This window comes from Chryseobacterium sp. C3, assembly GCF_014218905.1.
Lineage (GTDB): Bacteria > Bacteroidota > Bacteroidia > Flavobacteriales > Weeksellaceae > Chryseobacterium > Chryseobacterium mucoviscidosis.
In genome coordinates this window covers 1-16,343 of record NZ_JACLCU010000004.1, presented here as the reverse complement: position 1 = coordinate 16,343, position 16,343 = coordinate 1, and the positions used below count along the sequence as shown (strand labels likewise).

The following is a 16,343-nucleotide window of genomic DNA, read 5'->3' as shown; positions in this document are numbered from 1 at the left end:
TCATTAAGCGAACGCTTCATCATCCGTCTCTGACGGAAATATCTTTGCTCAACTTCTCAAAAAAAATAACAGGGTTTCTTTGCGTTTAATAATTATATATACTGCACTTTTTACTAACCACAAAAAGAACTGTATTCGTCTGAAAATTATTTTTTAATTTGTTTCAACAGGTTTAAGACATTGATTATTTCTAAACAATCTTCAGATAAGATTTATGTCTTACGATCCAAAGTCCAATGAAAGTTAATAATCCGTTCAGAACAATTAATTCTACCCCGATTCTGTAATCCGTATACGTTGTTACCAGATAATTGATAATGTATGTTGCTACCGGAGCTAAAATCGTTACCGCCAAAATTGAATATTTCCTTGAAATCTGAAACTTTGTGAAAATTCCGAAGGCGAAAAGTCCTAAAAGCGGTCCGTAAGTATATCCTGCAATCTCCATGATGAGGTAAACAATCGATTTGTCATTCAAAGCTTTAAAGACCATGATCAGAATGAAGAAAATGATGGTGAACGTTAAATGAACCTTCATACGAAGCTGTTTTTTCTCTTTCTCCGTCTTGTTTTTGTCTTCATTGAGATTTAAAAGATCTACGCAATACGAACTCGTAACAGCAGTTAAAGCGCCATCCGCAGAAGGAAATAGCGCGGAAATCAATCCGATAATGAAGATAACGGAAATGATCATCGGGAAATGTCCCTGAAGCGATAAAGCGGGAAACAGGTCGTCTCCCATGATATTTTTAATGCTACCCGCAGAATCTTTGAAACCGAAGATGTTGGTAACGGTTTCTCCGTCTATTTTTCCATATTCTGCGCCGTTCTGCAAAGCGAAAAGATAAAGAAGACCTCCTAAAAACAGGAATGCCAGATTCACAAAAAGCAGCGTTCCTGCGAAAGTGAGCATATTTTTCTTCGAATTTTTAAGATTATCCACAGAGATATTTTTCTGCATCATTTCCTGATCCAGTCCTGTCATCGCAATCGTAATGAAAATTCCCCCTAAAATCGTTTTCAGGAAAAATGTTTTGGAATTCGGATCAAAATTGATGAAGTGGGTATAATTTTTCTGTTCTAAAATCGTATATGCCTCGCCTAATGATAAATTTAAATGGGATAAAATATAAACGATACAGGCAATGAGACTGATAATCATGAATGAAGTCTGTAAAGTATCGGTAATCACAATTGTTTTTACACCGCCTTCAAACGTATATAAAAGCACCATTAACAGCAGAACTAAAGCGGTAACCCAGAAAGGAACGCCCAAACCTTCCAGAAGGAAAATCTGAAGAACGTTGACCACTAAATATAACCTTGCCGTTGCACCAATTGCCCTTGAAATAATAAAAAATATTGACCCGATCTTATGTGCTTCAACATTGAATCTTTTGCCTAAATACGTATAAATTGAGGTGAGGTTCATTTTGTAATACAGCGGAAGAAGAATTGCGGCAACAATAAAATATCCGATGAAAAAGCCTATCACCATCATATAATATTCGAATCCGCCGTAGATGTATTCAGTTCCCGTCATTTTCCCGACTGTTCCGGGAACGGAAATAAATGTTACTCCGCTTAAGCTGGTTCCGATCATTCCGAAAGCAACAAGCCACCATTTACTTTTTTTATTCCCGATAAAAAACGACTGATTATCAGAATTTCGGCTTGTAAAATAAGAAATAACCAAAAGTCCGATGAAATAGATAAAAACAAACAGCAAAAGAACAGTTCCGGAATTCATGCTTTAATTTAAATTTTAGCAAATATAGTTTTTTTCTGTTCTGCCTAAAAAGAAAAAACCTTCAGGATATATTTCCGGAAGGTTTTATATGTAATGTTGAAGTTAAGGCTGAGAACTCAGAAGCTCAAACTTAACGTCAACCTTAGCCTAAAACTAAGCCTGTGTCTTATTTACCAGAACATCCTGAAGTTCTTCATGCTTCTGGAAAGTAGCCTTTGCAAAAGGACAAAGCGGAATAATTGTTTTTCCGTTCTTTCTTGCAAAATCTACTGCCGCAAGAAGCATTTCTTTCCCAACGCCTTTTCCGTTGTATGCTTCTTCAACTTCTGTGTGATCGATGATGAATCTTTCTTCTCCAGCCCAGGTGTATGTCATTAATCCTGCATGGTTTCCGTCTATGAATGCTTCAAAATTTCCGTGTTTCGGATCGTTGGTTTGTTTTACTTCAATCATATTATGAAAATTTGGTTAGTATTTCTATATCGTTTGTAAGAATTTTATGAATCGGACACGCATCTGCTAAGGCGTGAAGTCTTTTCAGTTGTTCATCATCAAGATTTGTGCCTTCAAAGCTGATGTCTCTTTTGAAAATGGCTCTTTTCGTTAAAGGAAAATTTTCCAGTTCCACTTCAACATTTATTTTTTCGACGTTCCATTCTTTTCGGTCGATGTACATTCTCAAGGTTGCCGCTGTGCAGCTTGCGAGGGAAGTGGCAAGAATTTCAAAAGGATTGAAGCCTTTGTTTCCGCCGCCTTTGTCTACAGGTTCATCTGTAATCAGCGTGTTTTCTCCCGCAACAACTTCGGTGTAGTATTTTTCTGTTCCCAGACTTGCTTTTACTGTGATTGCCATTATTTTTCTTTATTGAATTGATAACTCAGTGCTCCTGAAGGACACAGGTCGATTTGGTTTTTAAGTTCTTCTGCGGTTGCATTTTCAGGTTTCAGCCACGGTCTTTCTTTCGGGTTATACACTTTCGGAAGTGTTTTTACACAAACGGCGGCGTGGATGCACTTTTTGGGTTGCCAGAGCACGGTAATCTCTCCGTTTACATATTCATGTGTTTCCATATCAATTTTCGTTTAAAGTTTTTTCTATTCGTCTGTCCGGAATCAGCCAGAGCAAAGCAACCGTATAATATAGTGCTACTGCAATATAAGGGTAAATAAATGAAACAATAATTCCTGAAACATAAAGCACTATGGATGCGTTTTCCTTAAAACGGGAAGCAATGGCCTGTTTCAGTTTAGAGCTTTCCCCTTCGGATTTTATGATCGCATTTTCCAGAATCGTATAGGCAGTCGCACAAAGTCCCAGTCCGAATCCATAAGTGGCTACAGGATTTTTGGCAAAATGTGTTTCTCCGATCCATTCCGTTGCAAAAGGCATTAAAGAAAGCCAGAACAGAAGATGAAGATTTGCCCAAAGAATTTTTCCGTTTACTTTTTTCACTGCCTGAAAAAGATGATGATGATTGTTCCAGTAAATTCCAACATACAGAAAGCTGAAAATATACGCCAGAAATTTCGGGATAAGCGGTTTCAGGCTTTGCCAGTCGTTTCCTTCCGGAACTTTCAGTTCCAGTACCATAATCGTGATGATGATCGCAAGAACCCCGTCACTGAAGGCTTCTAATCTTCCTTTGGTCATTATTTGCGGATCGTATTTTTGAAATTCTCCACTTTGTTATTTAGCTCTTTCAGCATTTCTGGGTTGATAACTCCGCTTTCCAGATCAAAATTTTCATAAAATTTAGGAAGCGAAAAAGTTTCTTTGATATCCGCTCCGAAATTCGGGAAAAATATTTTTGCCGTATTCATCACATTTCCGCCGCCGTAACCTCCCGGAGAAGTGGACATCAGAAACATCGGCTTGTCCTGAAAAACCTTCACGTTGATTCTTGAAGCCCAGTCGAAAACGTTTTTAAAAGCTGCGCTGTACGATCTGTTGTGTTCCGCAAGCGAACAGATAATCACGTCACATTCTTCTATCGCTTTCAGAAAATGGTGTGCTTCTTCCGGAAAACCTTTCTTTTCACGGTCTACGGAAAAAACAGGCATATCAAAATCATTCAGATCAATCAGATTGATTTCTTCATCCTGAAAATCTTTTAGAACGAATTTTACAAGTTCCCTGTTGATGGAAGTGGAAGAGGTGCTTCCTGCAAATGCTAATATTTTCATCATGTACGATTTAAAAATTGAATTACGGTTTTCTGTTTAAAATAGCTTTCGGAAGCGGTACGTATTCATTTTCATCTCCCGGAACCAAAGGAAAAGCATCGTGGTTCTGGTCGTGCCAGTTCACTTTTGCCTGATCGATCAGTTCTTTTTCGGAATTTACAAAATTCCAGAATATAAACCGCTCTTCTTCAAATGGTTCGCCACCGAAAAGATAAACTGTTCCGTTTTCGCTCATATCAAATTCGCAGAGTTGGGTGTTTTTGGCAATCATCAGTTGTTTAGATCCGTAAGAATTTCCGTCAGTAGAAACAGTTCCGTCCAGAACGTACATGGCAGCTTCTCCGTAAAGATCTTTTCCTATGCTGATCTTTTTTGCTTCTTTGGTTTTAATTTCAATAAAAAACAGCTTACTGTGAACCGGAACCGGCGATTTTTTTCCAAAAGCTTCTCCTGCAATTAATTTATACTGAATTCCGTCTTCTTCCCAAACCGGAATTTCATCTGCTTCAATGTGGTGAAATGTAGGTTCAGACTGTTCCAGATGTTTCGGAAGTCCTACCCAGATCTGGAATCCGTGAAGTCTTTTATCAGAATGTCGCAGGTATTCCGGAGTTCTTTCAGAGTGTACCACACCTTTTCCGGCAGTCATCCAGTTTACGGCTCCCGGTTTTATTTCCAGAGCACTTCCGATACTGTCTCTGTGAAAAATAGATCCTTCCAGAAGATACGTTAATGTTGAAAGCCCGATGTGCGGATGCGGCGGAACATCCAGGTTCTGATAATCTTTTAAGTCGGATGGTCCCATATGATCGATAAAAACGAAAGGTCCGACTGCTCTTTTTTCACGGAAAGGCAATAATCTTCCGACCAGAAAGTTTCCGATGTCCGCAGATTTTTCTTCTATAATAAGTCCGATGTTTGACATGATGTGCGTGATTTATTTGTATTAATTTTTAATTCTTAAATGAGGATTTTTCAAGTTGAATGTTTATAGGTTTCCATAAACTACGATTTCTTCTGCGAATCTCAGTTTGGAATTGAACCATTTAATCAGATTCCGTAAAAATAATTCTTCATCCGCTGTTTCAACAGGTAATCTTGCGATCTGATTTACAATTTTTCTCATCGTTTCATTTTTATATCGGTTGTGACCTGTGATGTCAAACGTTTCAGAATCAGCAGCTTTAAAAATGTCAATTACATAATCAAAATCTTTAGATTGAATAAAGATGCCCCTGTCTGTTGGGATGTAATATTTTTCCAGACTGCTGTTTTCAGCCCATAATATAAATCCTATTTTATCAATTTGCTGATCTGGTGTTGCTGTAAGATATAAGAGTTTTTCCTGAATTTTTTTCATGGCTTTCTCTTCATCATACTTACAGATATGGTAATATTTTTTTGCAGTTTTATCGTCACATTCAGTTAATCTGCATATCGTATTAATTTTGTTGCGATGAAATTCCTGTATACTTAATTCTACATCATTATTGTTTCTCTTCAGGAGTTTTTGGGCTGAATGTAAAGGAATATTTATTCTGTTTCTCAGTTCTTTAATCGTATTAGTTTCCATGTTTTATTTAATGGCTTGAAATAATTAGTAAATTATCCGGATATTTTCCGAACCATCGTCTAAATATATAAAATTAAGAAAAAGAACAGCTTGATGATGATTTTTAATTAAAATTAATCTGCGAGATAGCCGAATCTGCCTAAGTTGAAATCTTCAAAAGCCTGCATAATTTCTTCTCTGGAATTCATTACAAAAGGTCCGTGAGGAAAGATAGGCTCATTTAAAGGCATTCCGCTGATGATTAAAACGATTGAGTCTTCTGTTGCTTCTATAGTGAAATCTTCTCCTTCATTTTGAAACAGAACGAGATGATTAAGTGGTATTTTTTCTTCATCATTAACGATAATACTTCCTTCTATCACCAATGCAGCAGTATTGAAATTTTCGGGAAAGCTGAATGCTGCTTTTCCACCATTTTTCAGTTTTGCATTCATCATGTGAACCGGACTGAAGGTAAAAGCGGGACCTTTCTGATTTTGATATTCTCCGGCAATCACTTCAATATGTCCGTTTTCTCCAAGATCCACTTTCGTCATATCCGAATTTTTAATTGCCTGATATTTCGGACAGCTCATTTTATAAACCGACGGAAGATTTACCCAAAGCTGAACCATCTGGAAAATTCCGCCATCTTTTGCCCATTCTTTTTCGTGATATTCTTTGTGAAGAACACCTTTTGCGGCAGTCATCCACTGTACATCGCCTTCACCGATAATTCCGCCACCTCCTGAGCTGTCATGGTGCTGCACTTTTCCTTTATAGGCTATGGTTACGGTCTCAAAACCTCTGTGCGGATGAACGCCCACTCCGCGAGGCTGATCTGTTCCGTTAAAGTGAAATTTTGAATTGTAATCGAGCATAATGAACGGATCCATCCTTTTCATATCCATTCCCTGAACGCCCGGAATAAAATTATGAACCCTAAAACCGTCGCCCACAAAATGCGCAGGTTTCGGAGATACTATCTTTTCTATTTTTTTAGTTGCCATAATATGGTTGTATTATGAAGCAAAGGTATTTTAAACAAAAATCTTGTACATTGATCTGTGTTAATAAGGGATATTGATTGATGATTGATGATTGATGATTGCGCTGAACGGGTGTTTTCAGTTTTTTATTTAGGATGTAAAAATTCCCCTCCTTTGGAGGGGTGGCGAAAATTTCAGAGAAATTTTTGACGGGGTGGTTTTAGAAATAAAGCTGTAATTTCCTGTTGAATAAATGTCTTCAACTATTTTATAGCCTAAATTAAGCGGTATGTCTGAGCTTTTTTTGAGGATTCGGCGGCTGCGAAGCAGCCGCCGAATCCTCAAAAAGCGAGTAGCGAAAGCTGCAAAAAGCTCTTGAAATCAATGAAAAATTGATTTTTTCTTTGCCTAAACTAGGAAATCGACAAATCGGTTTGTTTTATCAATCCTCCTTCGATTTCATATTTTTACCATCTGAAATATGAAGCCTGCGGAAAATAAATCCGGAGATGATCGTGAGAATTCCGACAGTAAGAAAAGTAAATCGGAAAGCGTTGTGGATTTCTCCGTGGATAAGATCAGTATTTTCGAAAATTTTAAGCACAATTAATCCGAAAGCAATTCCGAATCCAATGGCAAGCTGTTGATTAACGGATATAAGTGAATTTCCGCTGCTGGTCTGAAAATTTCGCAGATCCGCAATAGAAATGGTATTCATGGAGGTAAACTGAATGGAATTAAAGAATCCTAAAATGGAAATAATAGGAATAAACCAATACAATGAGGTGTTGATATCGGGAATCGCCAAAAGACAGATCAGCGTTCCGATAATAAAAGTATTCGTCATTAAAGTCTGTCGGTAACCAAAACGGTCTAAGATTTTTATAACATACGATTTTCCGAACATTGCGGTTAAAGCCATCGGAGCGATGATCCAGCCGGAAGTTACTGCCGATTGTTTATACGCAATCTGAATCATTAACGGTAAAAGCAACGGAACAGAGCTGATTCCTAATCTGGTGGCAAGATTTCCGACAATTCCCACTCTGAAAGTTCTTACCTGAAATAAATTTAAAGGAAAAATAGGGCTTTCATCACGTTTAGCGTGTTTGTAATAGTAGTAGAGACAAAGAAATCCTAGAATGAAAATGACCAGAACCGGTGTTGTATTCTGCATGTCTCCGAAAAGTTCCAAAGCAATGGAAAGCAGGAGAGAGGCGGCTGCGAAGATCAAAAATCCTTTCACATCAAAATCTACATCTTTGGATTTATAATTGGGCATGAATTTTATGCCTAAAACAATTCCCAGAATTCCGATCGGGATGTTAATTAAAAAGATCCAGTGCCACGAAAGATAATCTACCATATAACCTCCCACCAAAGGACCGAGAACGGGACCGATCAGTGCGGGAATAATGGCAAAGTTCATGGCTTTTAATAATTCGCTTTTGTCGAACGTTTTAATTAGAGCCAATTTTCCGACAGGTGTCATCAAACTTCCTCCGACTCCCTGAATAACTCGCGAAATAACCAGATGAGTAAGATTTTGAGACATGGCACAGAACAGAGATCCCAAACTGAAAAGAATCAGAGAAAATATAAACACTTTTTTGGTTCCGAAACGGTCTGCCAGAAATCCGCTTGCCGGCATAAAAACGGCTAATGTAAGTACATAACTGATGATGGCGTTCTGCATATTCAGCGGAGATTCCTGAAGATCTTTTGCGATGGAAGGCAGGGAAGTATTCAGAATAGTGGAATCCAGCATCTGCATGAAGATTGCCGTTGCAAGAATCAGCGGCAGAATTTTTTTAACTGAATTTTGAGGCTGCGAAAGTGTTTCTGACATGTATTTTTACTGGAAAAGCTTCCAGATTTGTTTGGTTCAAAAAAAATGAGAATGTAATTTTCAAAGCAATTTTTATTCCTTTTAATAAAGAGAAGATGTTAATCGATGGATTAAGCTGTCATTTCCACGAACGAGAAATCTATTTGCCGCAATATTTTTCCTGATACTCCTGAACTGTTAGCTATTTTAAGTTTTTGATGATGTGATCAATAACGACATTTATAATATTCTATTTTCTTAAATTTTACGAGCAATTGTGAATATTCGTGCAAAAATTTGTGTCATTTATGTTAAAAATATTCCAACAAAAAAGTCCTGCGAAACTTCACAGGACTTTTTAATTTATTTTCTTGGTTTTTCAACCCCTTTCCACTCTTCGCCGGCTTTTCTGTATTGGCTTAATTCGAAAGTTTTGAAATCTTTTGTTTTGTATTCGATGTTATCTGTGTTTTGCTCAAACGGCATGATGTAGTAGAAATCTGCATCTGTTCTGTCCGTTTTTGTACCTTTTTTCACAGAAGGAACATATTTTGAGAATTTATAGCTTGGAAGATACTGCTTCACTCTCGCATAGAACGCTTTATTTTCTTTCTCTTCAGGAATAATGTCTACGATATTGAAATCGTCTTTTTCCTTGTTGATCCAAAGATAATAGGTTTTATCTTCTCCTGTATTTCTGTTGTTGGAGTTGAAAGCATAAAGCTCTTTCGGAACCAGTTCTTTGATCTTTTCTGCATCAACTTTTGTATAATACTGTCCTTTAGAAGGATCTACATACGTTTCCAGATTGTACATTAAAACAGAATTGTTATCCAGATTTTTGTTTTTGAAATACTGGTTTAAAGATAATTCTGCGGTTTCTCTAAGTTCTTTACCTCTTGCATCCAGTTTTTTAGTCGGATTCTGAGGATTCACTTTTTTTACAAATTCATATAAAACTTTCGGTTTTATATCTTTAAGGTGAGGATACGTTTTCAGCTGTTCCGCTTTTACCAGCCAGTAATATTGTTGGTAGAAGTCGTCTTTATCGCCATCTTTCACACTTTTATACACCATTGCCAGTTTTTTGGAGCTAAGATATTTACCATATTTTCCCTGTCCGAAAGCAAAAGTCATGGATAATAAAGCAAATAAGATAGTAATGTTTCTTCTCATTTTTTTATAATTGATATTTTCGTTTTCCAAATATAATTATTTATTAGATAATATATTTGATTAACGGTTAAATTCTGACAATATTATTAAGGTAAATGCAAAAGAAAATCCTGTATTGCTACAGGATTGATAAATTTTTATGTAAAGTTTAGATTTTTAGAGTTCAGGATTTCGTTTCAGAATGCTCATCTTCTATTTGTTAAATAAAAATAGGGAAGAATAAAAAATATCTCACAAACTCAAAAAACACTCATACTCTCATACTTCTAAATCTATTCTCCGTAAGAAGTTTCATGCACTTTTACTGCTCTTCCGCTCGGATCGTTCATGTTTTTGAATGCTTCATCCCATTCCAGTGCAATTGGCGTAGAACACGCAACCGAAGGAACCGAAGGAACTGTTGCAGCCGCAGTTTCACTTGGGAAATGCTCTTCAAAAATTGTTCTGTAACGGTATTCTTCCTTGTTTTGAGGCGTATTCAAAGGAAATCTGAATTTCGCATTTGCCATCATTTCGTCTGTTACTTCTTTTTCAGCAACGGCTTTTAAAGTATCGATCCATGAATAACCAACTCCATCCGAAAACTGCTCTTTCTGTCTCCAGACAATAGATTCCGGAAGAATATCTTCGAAAGCTTTTCTCAGAACCCACTTTTCAATTTTTCCTTCGGCAGCATTTACCATTTTATCTTTTGGATTCACGGTCATAGCAATATCCATAAATTCTTTGTCTAAGAAAGGAACGCGCCCTTCAATTCCCCAACTCATCAACGCTTTGTTGGCTCTTAAACAATCGTACAGGTGAAGTTTTCCTAATTTTCTTACGGTTTCATCATGGAATTCTTTCGCATTCGGAGCTTTATGGAAGTATAAATAACCACCGAACAGTTCATCAGAACCTTCTCCGGAAAGCACCATTTTAATTCCCATCGATTTAATCACTCTAGCCAAAAGATACATCGGCGTAGAAGCTCTCACTGTCGTTACATCATACGTTTCCAGATGATAAATAACATCACGAACCGCATCCAGACCTTCCTGAACGGTAAAATTAACTTCATGGTGAACCGAACCGATGTGTTCTGCTGCTTTCTGAGCTGCTGCCAAATCCGGTGATCCTACCAAACCAACTGCAAAACTGTGCAATCTCGGATACCACGCTTCCTGTGTATCTCCGCTTTCCACTCTCTGTCTTGCAAATTTTGCCGTAATCGCAGAAATTACGGAAGAATCTAATCCACCTGAAAGCAAAACTCCGTAAGGAACGTCGCTCATCAATTGCCTGTGAACCGCATCTTCCAGTCCTTTTCTTAATTTCTCAATATCCGTTTTGTTATCTTTTACGGCATCAAAGCTTTCCCAGTCTCTTTTATACCACTGCTGAAGTTCGCTTCCGTCTTTGCTGTACACCAAATGTCCCGGTAAAAAAGTTTCAATGGTTTTGCAAACTCCTTCCAGCGCTTTCAGTTCTGAAGCAACGTAATAGTTTCCGTTTTTATCCCAACCGTGATACAAAGGACAGATTCCCATGTGATCGCGTGCAATGAGATACACATCATTTTCCGTGTCATATAAAGAAAAGGCAAAAATTCCGTTTAATTTTTCAACAAAATCTTTTCCGTATTTTTGATATAAAGCTAAAATAACCTCACAGTCTGACTGTGTCTGAAATTCATAATCAGGAAATTCTTCTTTCAGTTCTCTGTGATTGTAGATTTCACCGTTCACGGCAAGAACTATTTTTCCGTCTTTGGTAAATAATGGCTGTTTTCCGGAGGTAGGATCTACGATGGCAAGTCTTTCATGAGAGAAAACCACTTTGTCATTCTGGAACACTCCGCTCCAGTCCGGACCACGGTGACGAATTTTTTTAGACATTTCAAGAACCTGAGGTCTTAACATTTCAGTTTTTTGTTTGGCGTCAAACAAACATAAAATTCCACACATTTTTTTTTCATTTAATTTGAAACAAAAGTAGAATAGTGGTTTAAAAATAACAACAAAAAAATTAAATAAGTTAATATTTTTAATTAATTAATTTAAAATTAAGTAAAAATTTAATTATTTTAAATTGAAAATATGATTTTAGTTGATTTTTTTAACTCACATCTCTAATTTATTCATTACATACGAAATTATTATGAGATATTTCTTAATGTATGGTAATTTATTCTACAAATTTTAACCCTTACTTTGTGGCTCGAAATAATTTTTTTTCATCATTTGTGTTTTTACCTTCTTGCAATTCAGTTTGCGAGAAGGTTTTGTTTTTATTCGGAACCTAGCAGAACTCCTGAAACGTTCCACGAACTGAAGCTCGTTCCTTCAGTTGGGCCCTGCGGAATTTTTACCTGAATGGTATGTTTTCCGGCTTTTAAATCTCCAAGCTGTATGAAATTGGGATTGGTAACGGTTCCGGGACACCAGTTTGATCTGCTGAGGTCTGATGATGAAAGCCCGTCCGGAAAATTTCCTGAAGCCGGATTATAAAGACGATAAGATCCGCAGTCGGTTCTCCATGGGACAAAAGAATAGGTCATTTTTCCGTCTAAAAAGATCGAGTTGGCTTTCGGTACAAATTCATCGCCGTTTTCCCAGCCTCCATGACCGGTAGTTGTATATTTCAACTGGGCATTTTTCAGATCCTTTTTTAAAGTAAACTCTACAAATAGTCCTTTATCATTATTAAACATGGTAGAATAATCCTGTCCCGCCATTTCCATAATGTTTAAAGTGTTGAATAAAGGAATCACCGTATTGTTTTTATAGATGGTCTGATCGCTTTTGTGAATGGTAATTTCCAGACTGACTTTATGACCGCCTTTATCGTAATTTCCGATAAATGTCCCGATCCATAATTCTTTTTCAGAAAGAGAAGGTTTCAGATCTGTAATGTCTTCACGGTACGGACTGATCGTTTGCCAGTTTTTATCTTTTAACTGAATATGATTGAATTTATTGATTCCGAAAGCTGTAAAAAATCGCATCATTTCTACCGCGGGATTGTAATTTTCCGTTGCTGTAATTCCGTAATACTGTTTTCCGTTTCCGTTTTCATAAACAGGAAGTGTTTTTACACCTTTTTCCAGTCCGTCAAAAAACGACTGAGATTTGTCCTGCGGTACAAAAAATACGGTTCCCGTTCTGTCGTACGCGTCGCCGTTGGATTGTTGTTTTAATTCAACAAAAATATTTTCGCCCTCGGAAATTTTCGGGAACTTAATCTTTTTCAGAATAATGGTTCCGTTAGCGAATCTTTTTATGTTTTCGTCAGATTTAGATTCATCTGAAAAATTAATGGTTTCATGATCAAAAACTTTTAGGGTGGTAAATCTGCTTTTCCACAAAAGATCTCTGTAACCTAACTGATCGGTTGAATTAATCGATCCTTTCAGAATAGCATCAATGTCAGTTTTCTTAACTTTTTTAATCGATTGAGCGGTGATCAGAGAGTTTTTATTTCTTTCAATTTCCAGAACAAATCCCAGATTTTGTCCGATTACAGAAGGTCCCCCCTGAATTTTCAGATCGTTGGTATACCACACTTCAATAGTGTTGGAATTGATTTTGGTAACTGCCTTTTTGCAGTTGTAGCCCAAAATTTTCTTGGTTTCATTGGTGAATTCAAAAGTCTGTTTTGCCACAGATTCTTTATCTGAAGTTGAAATAATTTCGTCAGATTTTAGAAACGCATAAGAAATTACCGTATTCGAAGGTTTTTCAATTTTCGTAATTTCGAAAGGAAAATCTGCTTTTTGTTCTCTGATTTTGTTATTCAGGATAAAATTTTCCTTTTCATTTGCCCAGACCAGAGTGGGAGGCTGCTCCGTTAAAACTTTTCCGTTGGATGAACTGAGGTACTGTACTTCGTACGTCTGTGCAAAAGATAAACAGCATAAAAAAGTAAAGAAACTTACTAAAATTCTTAGATGCATAATTTGAAATGGTTTTAGCAAAGATAATTCTTTAGAAATTCATTTTTTAACCACAAAAGCTACAAAAGATTAACAGAATTCTTATTTAACCTGACTTTGGAGTAAATCTTCTTAACCGCAAGGATTAAACAAAGAGATTTAATTATCAAAAATTCAGCTTTTAAGATATACAAAGGCGTAAAACTTATCAAAGTAATACCATTTTTGTCTTTTTTAAATAAACGAAGTGCCTTTGTTTTGCTTACAAACTTTCAATAAGTAAAAAAATCTTTTGTTTTTCTTTGCGATAATTCAATTATTTAAATTTATTTCTTATCCCGAACTGAAGTTGTTTAAGTTGCTTGACAGAGATGAAAAAGACCACAACAGTTTTTAAATATTTTTGATTTTTATTCTTTTGAGAACGTTAAAAATCGCTTTATAATTGTCTTTTGTAATGAAGAGTATAACAAAAAAACTACCCTGAAAAGAGTAGTTTTGTTCATTATACAAAGAATGTTTTTTAAGAAACTCTTTCAATTAAAGCCATATAGAATCCGTCATAGCCTTCACTTGGCATTACTTTTTCGTCTTTAATCATTCTAAAGTTCGGATTGTTTCTGATGAATTCATCAACCTGCAAATTATTTTCAGAAGGTAGAATAGAACACGTTGCATACACCATTTTTCCTCCTTTTTTAAGCATTTTAGAATAATCCTGAAGAATCTGCTGCTGTTCAATTTTAATTCTGTCGATAAAAGCCTGATCAATTTTCCATTTGCTGTCCGGATTTCTTTTTAAAACGCCCAAACCTGAACATGGAGCATCGATCAATAATCGGTCTGCTTTTTCATGAAGCCTTTTGATTACTTTATTATCAGAAATCATGCGGGTTTCAATGTTGTGCGCTCCGGCTCTTTTTGCACGTCTTTTCAGTTCGGCAAGTTTCCATTCGAAAATATCCAGTGCGATGATCTGTCCTTTATTCTGCATTAAAGCGGCTAAGTGAAGCGTTTTTCCTCCTGCACCTGCACAAGCATCAACAACTCTCTGTCCTTCCTTTACATCAAGGAAATACCCGATTTTTTGGGAAGAAGCATCCTGAACTTCAAACAATCCTTCTTTAAAAGCAGTCGTCAGGAAAACATTCTTTTTTTCCTCCAATTGTACTGCATCCGGATAATTTTTAATAGGGTAAGAAACGATGTTTTCATCGGAAAGATCAGAGATAAGCTCTTTCGTTGTTGTTCTCAGAGAATTTGCTCTTAAAACCGTCGGAGCCTGTTCATTCAGGGCATACATTTCTTTTTCCCACTTTTCACCCAGTTCTTTTTCTAAAGTTTCGGCAAGCCATTCCGGAATAGAATGTTCGATTGCTTTTGTAGGAACCGTACCTTTTTTTAGTTTGGTAAGAATGTCGGCGATTTTTATACCGTCAAATTCTTCAAATTTTTTATAGTTCGTTTTGCTCCAAAGAAGATAAGCAATGATTAATTTATAAATATTGTTGGGTTTTACGCCTTCACCCATATAATATTCAAGGCGTTTTTTCCAACGGATAATGTTATAGAAAATCTCAGAAACCACTGCTCTGTCCTGGCTTCCCCATTTTTTATTCGCTTTCAAAAGTCTTTCGATTACTTTATCGGCGTATTTATTTTTTTCGAAAAATGTTTCCTGCAAAGCATCGTGAATTCCGATTGCCAGGTTTCTGTGTATCAATTCCATAAAATTGGGTTCTGCTATTTTGAATCTGCAAAAGTACGAATTTCTGCTGAGAATTTCTGTTTCAAAATTTTAGTCTGTGAATTCAAAATTTTGCTTTGGGCTTTCTCTGTGGTTAGAAAAATAGAAAAACAACTGAATAATAACCAAGACAACGATCATGATAAGTTGCGAATTGGCTTTATCTGATCTTTCTTTGTTGATTTTCTGATATTTGTAAATCTGGGATTTTGAATATTCTTTAGATTCATTTAAATTCTGAAAACGGTCGACTTGGGAAATTTCTTCATCAACAAATGTCATTGTGTAATTAGGAATTAAGTCAACCTCATTAAATATCTGAACAAATAACCTGAAAAACAGGACTAAAGAAATAAAAATTAAAAATCTACGTGTATATCTCATGTTATTAAATTTTAATTGAAGATATTAAAAAATTAACTTTGCAAAAAATTAAAAATATGAGTGATACTGTACTTTGTCCAAAATGCAGCTCCGAGTTTACTTATCCGAGCGATAATATGATGGTTTGTTCCCAGTGTTTCTACGAGTGGAATCCCGAAGAAGAAAGCGCAGATGCATCAAATTCAGGGAAAATCTTAGATTCTAACGGAAACGAACTTCAGGATGGAGATTCTGTGGTGGTTATTAAAGATCTTCCCGTAAAAGGTGCTCCAAAACCTGTAAAAGCAGGAACAAAAGTTAAAAATATCCGTCTGAGACCGGACAGCGATCATAATATCGACTGTAAAATCGATGGTTTCGGTTCTATGGCACTGAAATCTGAATTTGTGAAAAAGGCTTAATTTTTAGGATTTTACTTTCAGAAGAAGAAAATAAAGCAATAAAAAAAGGAAAGAATTGGACAGGGTAATCTTTCAAGAGACTGCATTGTTTGTCTAGAATAAACGGATTTCGTCTCAGGAGGCAGAAAGAGTATTAACCAAAAATTTCCTTATGCTGTTGATATACAAATGTAAGAAAAAGTTTTAAACCTGATTCTTATGTTTGTATATTTTTTTATCCACAAATCCACAGTAAGTTGTGTAAAATGTGATGATTACAAAGTTTTTAGGAGCTTTTTCCAGCTTTCGCTACTCGCTTTTTCGTTGGTTTCGGCGGGTGCGGGGCAGCCGCCCGAACCAACCAAAAAAGCTCAGGCACCCCCCCTAATCTTGGGTTTGGTTATTAGCCTCGGCAGAAATAATTATCCAGAATTTAGCAA

General features: G+C 36.3%; 17 protein-coding genes. 2 read left to right on the top strand and 15 right to left on the bottom strand.

The window, feature by feature from the left end; all coding sequences use genetic code 11:
* Positions 1 to 190: 190 nt before the first annotated feature.
* The 15 genes from H6W53_RS09790 to H6W53_RS09720 all read right to left on the bottom strand — a co-directional run bounded on the left by H6W53_RS09790 (position 191) and on the right by H6W53_RS09720 (position 15,523).
* Entirely contained in the window at positions 191 to 1,750 is a 1,560-nt protein-coding gene (locus H6W53_RS09790) for a sodium:solute symporter (protein WP_185206513.1), read from the bottom strand.
* A 153-nt stretch (positions 1,751 to 1,903) separates the two neighbouring features.
* On the bottom strand, positions 1,904 to 2,203 hold the full coding sequence (locus H6W53_RS09785; protein WP_175608849.1) for a GNAT family N-acetyltransferase: 300 nt from the start codon (positions 2,201 to 2,203) through the stop codon (positions 1,904 to 1,906).
* A gap of 1 nt (position 2,204) precedes the next feature.
* Positions 2,205 to 2,603: an OsmC family protein gene (locus H6W53_RS09780; RefSeq protein WP_185206511.1), complete on the bottom strand. Its 399-nt coding sequence runs from the start codon at positions 2,601 to 2,603 to the stop codon at positions 2,205 to 2,207.
* Positions 2,603 to 2,821 (bottom strand): (4Fe-4S)-binding protein, encoded by a 219-nt coding sequence (locus H6W53_RS09775; protein ID WP_087707574.1) that lies wholly within the window; start codon positions 2,819 to 2,821, stop codon positions 2,603 to 2,605. The genes H6W53_RS09780 and H6W53_RS09775 overlap by 1 nt, the downstream gene beginning before the upstream one ends.
* A gap of 1 nt (position 2,822) precedes the next feature.
* Positions 2,823 to 3,401 carry a TMEM175 family protein gene (locus H6W53_RS09770; RefSeq protein WP_076395683.1) on the bottom strand — a complete coding sequence of 193 codons (579 nt, stop codon included), beginning with the start codon at positions 3,399 to 3,401 and terminating at the stop codon, positions 2,823 to 2,825.
* Complete coding sequence (locus tag H6W53_RS09765; protein WP_185207055.1) at positions 3,401 to 3,934, bottom strand: NADPH-dependent FMN reductase; 534 nt, start codon at positions 3,932 to 3,934, stop codon at positions 3,401 to 3,403. The genes H6W53_RS09770 and H6W53_RS09765 overlap by 1 nt, the downstream gene beginning before the upstream one ends.
* Positions 3,935 to 3,956: 22 nt before the next feature.
* The gene (locus H6W53_RS09760) at positions 3,957 to 4,859 is read right to left on the bottom strand and encodes a pirin family protein (protein ID WP_076395687.1); all 903 of its coding nucleotides are present in this window, start codon (positions 4,857 to 4,859) and stop codon (positions 3,957 to 3,959) included.
* A gap of 63 nt (positions 4,860 to 4,922) precedes the next feature.
* The gene (locus H6W53_RS09755) at positions 4,923 to 5,507 is read right to left on the bottom strand and encodes a hypothetical protein (protein WP_185206509.1); all 585 of its coding nucleotides are present in this window, start codon (positions 5,505 to 5,507) and stop codon (positions 4,923 to 4,925) included.
* Positions 5,508 to 5,620: 113 nt separating this feature from the next.
* On the bottom strand, positions 5,621 to 6,496 hold the full coding sequence (locus H6W53_RS09750; protein ID WP_185206507.1) for a pirin family protein: 876 nt from the start codon (positions 6,494 to 6,496) through the stop codon (positions 5,621 to 5,623).
* A 421-nt stretch (positions 6,497 to 6,917) separates the two neighbouring features.
* On the bottom strand, positions 6,918 to 8,324 hold the full coding sequence (locus H6W53_RS09745) for a DHA2 family efflux MFS transporter permease subunit (RefSeq protein WP_185206505.1): 1,407 nt from the start codon (positions 8,322 to 8,324) through the stop codon (positions 6,918 to 6,920).
* Positions 8,325 to 8,666: 342 nt separating this feature from the next.
* On the bottom strand, positions 8,667 to 9,479 hold the full coding sequence (locus tag H6W53_RS09740; protein ID WP_084196489.1) for a hypothetical protein: 813 nt from the start codon (positions 9,477 to 9,479) through the stop codon (positions 8,667 to 8,669).
* Positions 9,480 to 9,751: 272 nt separating this feature from the next.
* On the bottom strand, positions 9,752 to 11,425 hold the full coding sequence (gene asnB / locus H6W53_RS09735; protein WP_185206503.1) for an asparagine synthase B: 1,674 nt from the start codon (positions 11,423 to 11,425) through the stop codon (positions 9,752 to 9,754).
* 323 nt (positions 11,426 to 11,748) lie between these two features.
* Complete coding sequence (locus H6W53_RS09730; protein WP_185206500.1) at positions 11,749 to 13,413, bottom strand: GLPGLI family protein; 1,665 nt, start codon at positions 13,411 to 13,413, stop codon at positions 11,749 to 11,751.
* Between the two features lie 502 nt (positions 13,414 to 13,915).
* Positions 13,916 to 15,121, bottom strand: coding sequence for an RsmB/NOP family class I SAM-dependent RNA methyltransferase (locus H6W53_RS09725; RefSeq protein ID WP_185206498.1), 1,206 nt, complete (start codon positions 15,119 to 15,121; stop codon positions 13,916 to 13,918).
* Positions 15,122 to 15,190: 69 nt separating this feature from the next.
* Positions 15,191 to 15,523, bottom strand: a complete 333-nt coding sequence (locus H6W53_RS09720; protein WP_185206495.1) for a hypothetical protein — start codon at positions 15,521 to 15,523, stop codon at positions 15,191 to 15,193.
* A gap of 56 nt (positions 15,524 to 15,579) precedes the next feature.
* Between H6W53_RS09720 and H6W53_RS09715 the strand changes: the two genes are divergently transcribed.
* Complete coding sequence (locus H6W53_RS09715) at positions 15,580 to 15,924, top strand: zinc ribbon domain-containing protein YjdM (protein ID WP_076395707.1); 345 nt, start codon at positions 15,580 to 15,582, stop codon at positions 15,922 to 15,924.
* 198 nt (positions 15,925 to 16,122) lie between these two features.
* Positions 16,123 to 16,343: hypothetical protein (locus H6W53_RS21500; RefSeq protein ID WP_228457782.1), on the top strand; the 221-nt coding region annotated here is incomplete at its 3' end.